The 9,521-nt window shown below is 65.7% G+C and carries 11 protein-coding genes; 3 read left to right on the forward strand and 8 right to left on the reverse strand.

All coding sequences use genetic code 11. The features are described from left to right. Window positions 1–75: 75 nt before the first annotated feature. The 3 genes from V8U06_RS28725 to V8U06_RS28735 are packed head-to-tail and all read left to right on the forward strand — an operon-like array spanning window position 76 to window position 2,479. Window positions 76–858 carry an SDR family NAD(P)-dependent oxidoreductase gene (locus tag V8U06_RS28725; RefSeq protein WP_427143582.1) on the forward strand — a complete coding sequence of 261 codons (783 nt, stop codon included), beginning with the start codon at window positions 76–78 and terminating at the stop codon, window positions 856–858. Beyond that, entirely contained in the window at window positions 855–1,592 is a 738-nt protein-coding gene (locus V8U06_RS28730; RefSeq protein WP_427143583.1) for an SDR family NAD(P)-dependent oxidoreductase, read from the forward strand. Before V8U06_RS28725 ends, V8U06_RS28730 begins: the two co-directional genes overlap by 4 nt. Continuing rightward, complete coding sequence (locus V8U06_RS28735) at window positions 1,589–2,479, forward strand: polysaccharide deacetylase family protein (RefSeq protein ID WP_226922783.1); 891 nt, start codon at window positions 1,589–1,591, stop codon at window positions 2,477–2,479. The genes V8U06_RS28730 and V8U06_RS28735 overlap by 4 nt, the downstream gene beginning before the upstream one ends. Window positions 2,480–2,740: 261 nt before the next feature. Here V8U06_RS28735 and V8U06_RS28740 read toward each other — a convergent pair whose 3' ends face one another. The 8 genes from V8U06_RS28740 to V8U06_RS28775 all read right to left on the reverse strand — a co-directional run bounded on the left by V8U06_RS28740 (window position 2,741) and on the right by V8U06_RS28775 (window position 9,365). Then, a complete protein-coding gene (locus V8U06_RS28740) occupies window positions 2,741–3,676 on the reverse strand; it encodes a carbohydrate kinase family protein (protein ID WP_427143584.1) in 936 nt (311 codons plus the stop codon). Further along, window positions 3,673–4,176 (reverse strand): ureidoglycolate lyase, encoded by a 504-nt coding sequence (locus V8U06_RS28745; RefSeq protein ID WP_427143585.1) that lies wholly within the window; start codon window positions 4,174–4,176, stop codon window positions 3,673–3,675. The genes V8U06_RS28740 and V8U06_RS28745 overlap by 4 nt, the downstream gene beginning before the upstream one ends. Next, window positions 4,173–4,913: a BtpA/SgcQ family protein gene (locus tag V8U06_RS28750; RefSeq protein WP_427143586.1), complete on the reverse strand. Its 741-nt coding sequence runs from the start codon at window positions 4,911–4,913 to the stop codon at window positions 4,173–4,175. The genes V8U06_RS28745 and V8U06_RS28750 overlap by 4 nt, the downstream gene beginning before the upstream one ends. Window positions 4,914–4,939: 26 nt before the next feature. Further along, the gene (locus tag V8U06_RS28755) at window positions 4,940–5,722 is read right to left on the reverse strand and encodes a GntR family transcriptional regulator (protein ID WP_427143587.1); all 783 of its coding nucleotides are present in this window, start codon (window positions 5,720–5,722) and stop codon (window positions 4,940–4,942) included. A gap of 22 nt (window positions 5,723–5,744) precedes the next feature. Then, window positions 5,745–6,602, reverse strand: a complete 858-nt coding sequence (locus V8U06_RS28760; RefSeq protein ID WP_427143588.1) for an ABC transporter substrate-binding protein — start codon at window positions 6,600–6,602, stop codon at window positions 5,745–5,747. 34 nt (window positions 6,603–6,636) lie between these two features. Beyond that, the gene (locus V8U06_RS28765; RefSeq protein ID WP_427143589.1) at window positions 6,637–7,401 is read right to left on the reverse strand and encodes an amino acid ABC transporter ATP-binding protein; all 765 of its coding nucleotides are present in this window, start codon (window positions 7,399–7,401) and stop codon (window positions 6,637–6,639) included. Continuing rightward, window positions 7,398–8,324 carry an amino acid ABC transporter permease gene (locus tag V8U06_RS28770; protein ID WP_427143590.1) on the reverse strand — a complete coding sequence of 309 codons (927 nt, stop codon included), beginning with the start codon at window positions 8,322–8,324 and terminating at the stop codon, window positions 7,398–7,400. Before V8U06_RS28770 ends, V8U06_RS28765 begins: the two co-directional genes overlap by 4 nt. Before the next feature lie 108 nt (window positions 8,325–8,432). Further along, entirely contained in the window at window positions 8,433–9,365 is a 933-nt protein-coding gene (locus tag V8U06_RS28775; RefSeq protein ID WP_226922775.1) for a LysR family transcriptional regulator, read from the reverse strand. Window positions 9,366–9,521: the final 156 nt, after the last annotated feature.

The raw sequence follows: 9,521 nt of genomic DNA on the forward strand, positions 1-9,521 counted from the left end.
GGAACCGCCATCCTGGCCGCCCAGGTTCTCATGAACCTCATCGGCCGCATCATGCATGCGAAGAAAGGCTGACCCATGGGACGACTACAATACGATTTTTCCGGTGAGCACGTGCTGGTCACCGGCGCAAGCCGCGGCATCGGCCGGGCGGTGGCGGAAGGCTTTGCCGCCGCCGGTGCGGATGTGACGATCCTGTCCTCCGGTTCGGGCATTCACGACACGGCGAAGGAGATGTCGGAGCGCTTCGGCCGTAAGGTCGCAGCGATCGAATGCGACATTACCGACAGCGCCGCGGTGAAGGCCGCGCTCGCGCCGCTCGGCCGCATCGACGTGCTCGTCAACAATGCCGGGCTGGAGCGCATCACGCCGCTGCTCGATCCCGATCCGGCGGTCGAGGACACCTTCCGCCGCATCACCGACATCAACACCAACGGCACGTTCTACGTCACGCGCAACGCGGTGCCGCACATGGTGGAGGGCGGGCGCATCATCGTCACGGCCTCGATCTGGAGCCGCGTCGTGGTGGCGGAATTTGCCGCCTACATCACATCCAAACATGCCAATCTCGGCTTCACGCGCGTCATGGCCAAGGAACTCGGCCCGAAGGGCATTCGCGTCAATGCCGTCTGCCCCGGCTGGGTGCGCACGGAAGCGGCCATGCTGTCCCTGAAGAACATGTCGCTGCGCACCGGCCGCAGCGAAGACGACCTCCTGGCCGAGATCGTCGGGGCGCAGGTTCTGCCCGGCCTGCTGGAACCCGAGGATCTTGCCGCGCCCTATCTCTTCCTTGCCTCCGACGGGGCCAGGGACATGACGGGCCAGGGCCTGATGCTCGACCGTGGCGAGGTGATGGCATGAGCCGGCGCGTTCTCGTTACGGGTGCCTATCGCGGCATCGGCGCGGCCTGCGCCCTCGCTCTGGCCGGAACCGGCGCGCGCGTCGCGCTCGCCGATATCCGCAAGCCGGATGAAACCGCGGCGGCGGCGGCCGGGGCCGGCGCTGCGGAAACGCTGGCGCTCGCCTGCGACGTGTCCGACGAAAGCGCCGTCCTCGCCGTTGGCGCGGCGGTGAAGGAAAGGTTCGGCGGCCTGGATGTGGTCGTGCATTGCGCGGGCGTCATCCATGAAGCGCCGCTGCTGGAAACTCCGGTCGCGGACTTCGACCGCGTGATCGGCATCAACCTGCGCGGCAGTTTCCTCGTCGGAAAGATGGCGATCGGTCTGATGGACAGCACGGCGGAGGATCCGGCGCGGCTGATCATGATCGCCTCCGACATGGCCTATTACGGGCGCGAGACCTTCTCGCCCTATGTCGCCTCCAAGCACGGCGTGCTCGGCCTGGTGCGTTCCTGGGCGAAGGAGTTCGCGCCCCGCATCCTCGTCAACGCCATCTGCCCCGGCCCGATCGACACCGAAATGCTCGGCGCGGCGAATATGAGCCCGGAATGGCGGGCAAAGGAACTTGCGATCCCGCTCGCCCGCTTCGGCAAGCCGGAGGAGATCGGCGAACTGGCGCTGTTCCTCGCCGGTCCCGGCGGGCGCTATTTCACCGGACAGGGCGTCGGCAGCAATGGCGGGAGCATCATGCCATGATCAGGAACCCCATTCCCTGGCCGAACGGCGCGAAATGCGCGGCCTGCATCACCTTCGACATGGATGCGGACAGCCTCATCCATATCGCCCATCCCGAGGATGGCCATAGCCGCGTCGCGGGTATTTCCATGCTGCAATACGGGCCCAAGGTGGCGATCCCGCGCATCGTCGAAAGCTATCGCCAGCTCGGCATCAAGCAGACCTTCTTCGTTCCGGCCTGGTGCATCGAGCGCTATCCCGCGGCGATCGAAGCCATTCTGGAGGGCGGTCATGAGCTCGCCCATCACGGTTTCCTGCACGAGCATCCGCGCGAGCTTTCGGATGAGGACGAGGCCTATTGGCTCGACCGCAGCATCGACGTCATCGTCAAGGCGAGCGGCAAGCGGCCGCGCGGCTGGCGGGCGCCGCTCTACAACTTCTCGCATCGCTCGGCGGATCTGCTCGTCTCGCGCGGGTTCGAATACGATGCCTCGCTGATGGGGGACGACATTCCCTATCTCCTGGAATGCGATGCGGGCCGCCTGGTCGAACTTCCGTCCCATTGGGGTCTCGACGACTGGCCGCAATATGTCCAGTCGATGGATCTCGACTACATGATGCCGATCCGCGCGCCGGAGCAAGGCTTTGCCGCCTTCGCGCAGGAGTTCGAGGCCGCCTATCGCTACGGCGCGTTGTGGGTGCCGGTCGTCCATCCGTTCGCCACCGGCCGTCTCGCGCGCTGGGATGTGGTGCATCGCTTCCTCGAGCAGGTTCGCCAGCGGGGGGACGTCTGGTTCGCTCCGATGGAAGAGATCGCCGCGCATGTGCGCACGGTGGTCGACAAGGGCCTGTGGTCGCCGCGGATCGACCGCCTGCCGTACTATGCCGAGCCCGTCCGGGTCCGGTAAGGCTGGAACGGTCAGGCGAGGGAGCGGGATGTGCTGCGAGCTCTCCTCCCTGGCAGGGTGGATGCTTTGCCGCCTGACCGTGCATCTGCCGCTTTCCCTGCGGCGGATGCTGGCGTTAGCCAGCGATGAGGATCGAGGGCGAAAGCCCTCGATCTTCTTCCTGGAGCATGTCAGGTTCAGATCGAACCAGACATGCTCTAAATTCTTTTGTTTTCGTTTGTCTTTTCGGGAAAACCGGTTTCCACTTTTCCCTGGCAAACTCTAGAGGCCGCGCCTCTCCCTTCGCCAGGCAAGCACGGTTTCCACGTCGGCCTTGCCGCCGCGCGGGCCGTGGATCGTGACGGAGCGGGAGGCGGCGGCAATGGAGAAATCCAGCGCTTCCGCGAAGGGGTGTCCCCGTGTCAGGCACCAGGTCAGCGCTCCGCCGAAGGTGTCGCCGGCCCCCGTGACGTCGGCCACATCCACGGGATAGCCTGCCGCCTGCAGCAGCGTTTCGCCGTCGAAGGCCTCGGCGCCATGGGCCGCCTTCGTGCGCACCACCCAGCCTATCCCGTGCGTGCGTATCCACTCGCCTATGCGGGCCATGTCGTCATGGCCGAAGGCGGCGCGAAAGCCGACCTGATTGAAGATGACGACGGCAGCGCCCGAGAGATAGGGCATGTCTTCGGGCGTGCAGCCACCGACATCGAGATCGAAGATCGCGCGGCGGCCGTGGTGGCTGAGATCGGCCAGAAGGTCGGCCTGCTTCAGGATGCCCGTTTCCGTCTGGCAGTGCAGGCGGCGGGCCCGGTAGAGCGTCGTATAGAGAAAGCCCTCACGGCGCAGGGTTGCGAGGGTCGCCGGCGTCAGCCACATCGGCGGCTCGCCCATCTCGACCGTCAGGACGACGTGCTCGCCGTCGATCAGGAAGATCAGGTTGCGCGATTCCGCAAGGGTGGGATCGGTCAGCATGTGATCGACACCGACGCCGTTCTGCCGGAGGTCATCCGTAAGCCGCCCCGACAAGGGGCTGTCGTTGAGCAGGGAAATGAACTGCGTGTCCCCGCCCAGCGCCGCATGCACGACGGCGGCATTGGCGATGGAGCCGCCGATCTCGGCGGGCAGTTCCTGCACCATGCCCTTGTCGGCGCGGCCGGGCCAGCGATCGGCGGTGTAATATTCGTCGAGCGCCACATCGCCGATGAAGAAGGCCGTCATGCTGCGGTCTCGCTCTTCACCTCGACCTGACGCGGCCCGCCGGCGACCGGGATCCACGGGCTTTCGCCGAGACCGCAGATCGCCATCCAGTAATAGGGCGTGGGGCGCGTGGCGCCCCGGCAGGCGTCATGCCAGACGTTCCTGTGCATCACGACCACCTGTCCCGGTGCGATGACGAAAGCCTCGATCTCGTCGCGATGGGGTGCGTCTGCCTTTGAGGCGGCGGCCACCGCAAGAACGATCGGTTCGCCGGCGCAGAAGAGCGCCTCCTCGGTCTGCGGGTGCCGTTCCATCGCGGTGCAGGGCCAGGGCGCGCTGCCGCCCCGCGTCATGCCGAGATGGCCCGAACCGTCGATCAACGGCGTACGGGTGAAGCCGTCGGCCCAGCCGTCGCCCTGCGTCCAGATCGCGTTTGGATCGGCATCGTCCGCAAGATCGTAGACCCTGCCGTAGCGGGCGAAGTTTTCGGCCGTCACGGGGCGGGCGCGGACGGGGGTCATGCCGCGCTCCGGGCAGCGCGGACGGCGTGCATCAGGCGGGCGACATGGCTGGCCTCGACGCGGCCGGTGTCCTTGTGGTCGTGCTTGAACCAGCTTCCGACAATGGCGCCATCGGCATGTTCCAGCTGTTCGGCGGCGTTCGTTTCGGTAAGGCCGGCACCGATGAGGAGCGGCACGGCGCCGCCGGTCGCGGCGCGGAAGCGAGCCACCTTGTCCATGTCCGTCGGCTGGCCCGTGGCGTCCGAGGTCACCACCAGGCCGTCGCAGCGCGTGGCGCCGAGGCGCACGTCCTCTTCCTCCGGCCGGCCGGAAAGGATCGGCTGATACTTGAACCGCACGCCGCCGAGCAGCAGCGACGGGACGCTTGCCCGCCGCGCGGCGAAATCGGTCGCAAAGCCGGCGTCGTCTTCCGGCGACAGATGGCCGGCGACGGAATCGACCTGAATGAAGGAAACGGGATAGCGCTTCGCCAGCGCGAAGGCGCGCTTGTCGTCGCGCAGCACGTTGACGCCGAGTTTCACGCCAAGATCGAGGCCGCTCAACCGGTCGAGCACGCGCTCGACATCGTCGGCATCGCCGAAGTAGTTTTCCACCACCAGCCCGTCGACGCCTTCGCCGGCCATGATGCGTGCCTCTTCCTCGGCCTGGGCGAGCTTCGCCGCGGGGCCGTCACCGGCAAGATGCAGCATGCCGAGAATGGGCTTCACGGTGGCAAAGGTCTCGATAAGACGGCTCATGTCGTTTCTCCTGCGTCGCGGCGCCCTCAGGCGGGCGCGGTATCGCGCCCCCAGCGCGTTGCGAATTTCATCTGGACCGCCGGCGCGTAGACGATCGACGTGCGTTCGACCAACCGGTCGTCGGCGTCGAGGACGTCCCCGCTGGCGCAAAGATAGCCCGGCACGTCCGGTGCCGGGCCGAAGACCTCCCGCAGGCGCTCCGACGGCGGCACGACGGTCAGCAGCAGTTCCGAGCGGAGCGGATGGCGGTCATAGTCGCGGCGCAGCACCTCGTAGAGCGATTGCGCCGCGAAATCGTAGGTCTCGAGGCCGGGATAGAGGGCCAGGTCGAGCTGGGACGTGTCGACGTTGAGCCAGCTCACGGTCGCCTCGTTCGCCAGGCCACGGGCACGCACCAGAAGCAGTTCGCCGCCTTCCACGCGATGTTCCAGCACTTTCGTGACCGGGCGCTGGCCCTGCCGGCGCGCCAGTTCCGTGAAGCTGCCGAAGTTCCAGATGTTGTGGCTGATCGGCCGGTGCGAGACGATCGTGCCCCGACCCCGCACCTGCTGAACCAGACCTTCCGACACCAGAAGCGCCATGGCGTTACGGACCGTCGTTCGGGCGATGCCGAACTGGTCGCGCAACTGGTTCTCCGAAGGGATGGCTTCCCCCTCGGAGAAATCGCCGCTGAGAATGGCGGCGCGCAATGCCCGGTAAAGCTGGCGGTAGAGCTGTTCGCTCGAATAGGCGTCGAGACGAAAGCGCGACAGCCGGTCGTCCGGGCGGTCACCCGCGGCATTGGCGTCTGGTGTGGAAGGCTGGGTCAAGGCAGGCTCCGGAACGGCTGGATTACTTCGTGGCTCCGTTTATCTTGAACTCTTCCACACCGGCTTCTTTCAAGCCGTAGCGGTCGAGGATCTGTGCATAAGTGCCGTCCGCCTTCAGCGCGTCGAGCGTGGCATGCACGGCATCGCGCAGCTCGCCGTTCGCCTTGGCGAAGGCGATGCCATAGTGGTTGACGTCGCCTACCGCGCCGATCTGGTAGAACTTGCCCGGTTCCTGCTTCATCAGGTCGAGCAGGCCTTCGAGACCGATGACGGAGGCCTGGGCGCGACCCTGGCGGATCTGCATGATGTGCTCGGCCTGGGTCGGGATCTGGATGACGGTGATCAGCTTGTCGGCCGGGCAGATCGACTTGCCGAGCTCTTCGGCCCAGGTAACCCAGCTCGTACCCGTGGCGACCGCGACGGTCTTGCCGCAGAGGTCGGCTTCGGTCTTGATGTCGCCCTGGTGGTCGATGCTCGAATAGAAGACGTTGCCCGTCTTGAAGTAGTCGATGAAATCAAGCTGCGTCTGGCGCTCCACCTTGTCGGAGAACGCCGTGATGATCATGTCGGAACGGCCGGTGACGACCTGCGGGATCAGCTGCGGAAACTCGACGTTCTGGAATTCCGCGGCGAGGCCGAGACGCTCGGCGATCGCCTTGGCAAGGTCGATGTCGAAGCCCTTCAGTTCCGTCGAGCCGGCGTCGTTGTATTCCATCGGCGGGTAGGCCAGGCTGATCGTGACGTTCAGCTTGCCGGCGCTGCGCACGGCTTCGGGCAGGGCGGCGGCGAGCTTTTCGTCGCCGGCCGCCTGCGCGACGCCGGCAAGACTGAGGAAGGTGGCCGAGGCAAGCCCCAGGACCATCGGCAGGATTGTCTTCATTGTCCGTACTCCCATTGTTGGACGAAGAAAAAGGTCAGGCGAGCACGCGGCTCAGGAACGAGCGCACGCGTGGATCGGCCGGGTTGCTGAGGATGTCGCCCGGGACGCCCATTTCGCGGATTTCGCCATCGATCATGACCACGACCCGGTCGGCCACTTCGCGGGCGAAGCCGATCTCGTGCGTGACGACGATCATCGTGGTGCCGCCGCGCGCCAGCGTGCGCATCACCTCCAGCACCTCGCCGACGAGTTCCGGATCGAGTGCGCTGGTCGGCTCGTCGAACAGCATGACGCGCGGTTCCATGGCGAGCGCCCGGGCGATGGCGACGCGCTGCTTCTGGCCGCCGGAAAGCTGCGAGGGGTAGCTTGCGGCCTTGCCGGCCATGCCGACCTGCTCCAGGAGTTCCATGGCACGGGCTTCCGCCGCGGCGCGCTTCAGGCCGCGCACCACCATCGGACCCTCGATGACATTGCCGAGCACGGTGCGATGGGCGAAGAGGTTGAAGTGCTGGAAGACCATGCCAAGCTGGCTCTGCTGGGCGCGCAGGCGCTTGATCGGCAGTTCCTGCAGGGCGCCGCAACGGAGCTCGTAGCCCATGATGGCGCCGTCGACCCAGACATAGCCGCCATCGGGTGTTTCCAGATGGTTGATGCAGCGCAGGAAGGTGCTCTTGCCGCTGCCGGAAGGACCGAGGATGCAGAGCACCTCGCCATGGGTAACGTCCAGATCGAGCCCCTTCAGGACCTCGTGGGCGCCAAAACTCTTGCGGATACCGACCGCCTTGACTGCGAGGCTCATGCTTCCTCCGGGGCGGCCCGGCGGCGCGCCCAGCCCTTGAACCAGCTGCTTCCGGCGGTGGCGCTGGAGGCGTCACGGCCGAAATGGCGTTCGAGATAATATTGGCCGATGGACAGAACCGTGGTGCCGGCCAGGTACCAGATCGCGCAGACGAACAGGAGCTCGATGACGGCACCGTTGATGAAGTAGATGCGCTGTGCCGCGTTCAGCATTTCGCCCATGGCGATGGTGGCGGCGAGCGAGGAGAATTTCAGCATGCCGATGGCGCTGTTGCCGAGCACCGGCAGGATCAGGCGCAGCGTCTGCGGCAGGACGATGCGGCGCATCGTCTGGCCGGGCGTCATGCCGAGGGTATGCGCGGCCTCGGTCTGGCCCTTGTCGACGGAGCTGATGCCGCCCCGCACGACCTCGGTGAGATAGGAGCCCTCGTTGACGCCGAGCCCGAGCACGGCGGCGACGAAGGGCGTCACGACATCGACCATGCGCGCATCGACGAGGCCCGGAATGTAAAGCCGCGGGAAGACGAGCGCGATGTTGAACCAGATGAGAAGCTGGAGCAGCACGGGCGTCCCGCGGAAGATCCAGACATAGAGCCAGGCGGCAAAGCGCAGGATCGGGTTTTCCGACAGCCGCATGATGCCGAAGGCAAAACCCAGTGCCACGCCGAAGGCGAGGGCGCAGGCCGAAATCAGGAGCGTCCAGCCGAAGCCGACGATGATCACCTCCGCCGTCAGGAATTGCCCGACCACGGCCCACTGGATCTGCCCGACGGCGAAGGCGCGGCCGATGAAGGCGAGCAGCAGAAGGACGATGCCGCCGCTGATCCAGCGGCCAGGATGGCGCAGGCGACGCACGGGCACGTCCCGGCCGGGTAGATCGGCGGGGGAAAGCGTGGCGGTTGATGTCGGGGAGGGCTGTTGCATGGCATCCAATTGTAGGGTTAGGCCTACAACTTATAAAAGCGCTTTCCGATGGGAGTCAAGCGGCGTTCTGCGACAGATGGAAATGGCGGCCGGCGCGAAGCGGTGGCGTCACCGCGGCTTGTGTGCGCTCTCGGCAATGGCGGCCGCGAGGGTTTCGGCGGCGCGCGATGGTTTGTTGCGGGGATAGGCGATGTGGAACATGTCCTTGAAGGTCATGCGGTCAGGGGCAAGGACCCGGAGGCGACCGGTCCGCACCCATTCGTCGGCGTAGTGATCCGGCAGGAAGCCGATATAGGCGCCGGACAGCAGGAGGAGCAGCGTGCCTTCCATATGCGGTGTCGCTGCCGCCCAGTTGAAGTTGACGCCGCAGATCGTCTCGTTGAGCATGTAGGTGCGGCCGGCGAAGGATTGGGCGGCGAGCAGGTCTTCGGTAAGTTCCGCGTCGGGGATGGCGAAGAGCGGGTGGCCATCGGCGCAGTAAAGTTGCTGAACCTCGGAGAAGACGGGCTGGCTGCGGAAATTCGGCATGACGCTGCCGACCGAGGGCATGAGGACGACCTGATAGGACCCGTTCAGGAGGCCCTGGTGCAGGACCTGCGGCGCGGCGACATCGATCTCCAGATGAACGCGCGGCGCCTTGGCATGGAAGCTCGCAAGCGCACCCTGGAGGTCGAGTTCGCGGTTGGTGATCATCGCATCGACGGTGCCGAAACTCAGGCTGCCGGTCAGTTCCCCCTGCGCCTCGCCGATGCGGCTCTGGAACTGCTCCATCGAGCCGAAAAGCTCGAGCGCCGCATTGTAGACCAGCCGTCCCTCGTCCGTCAGCAGGAAGCCGCCGCGGCCGCGGCTGCACAGGCGCAGGGCCAGCCGTTCCTCGAGATGGCGCATGTGGGTCGAGATCGTCGCCTGCGTCATGCCGAGCGCCGATTGAGCGGCGGAGAAACCGCCGTGCTGCACGACGGAGGCGAACACCCGGAGCAGCCGGAGTTCGGCATCTCCGAGGGAGAGATTGAGGACGCGGTGTCGGACCTTGTTGATCATTCATTGATTAATGCACAAGTAAACATGCAATCATAGATACTTTTAAATGTTTTGGCCTTTGGCACACTCCTTCGCACCTTTGGAGGAGGGCACATGACCAGCAATTCGTACGAGACCGGACGTTTGAACCTGCCGTTTGTCGGCATCTGCACCTTC

The organism is Shinella sp. G-2 (assembly GCF_050172695.1).
Lineage (GTDB): Bacteria > Pseudomonadota > Alphaproteobacteria > Rhizobiales > Rhizobiaceae > Shinella.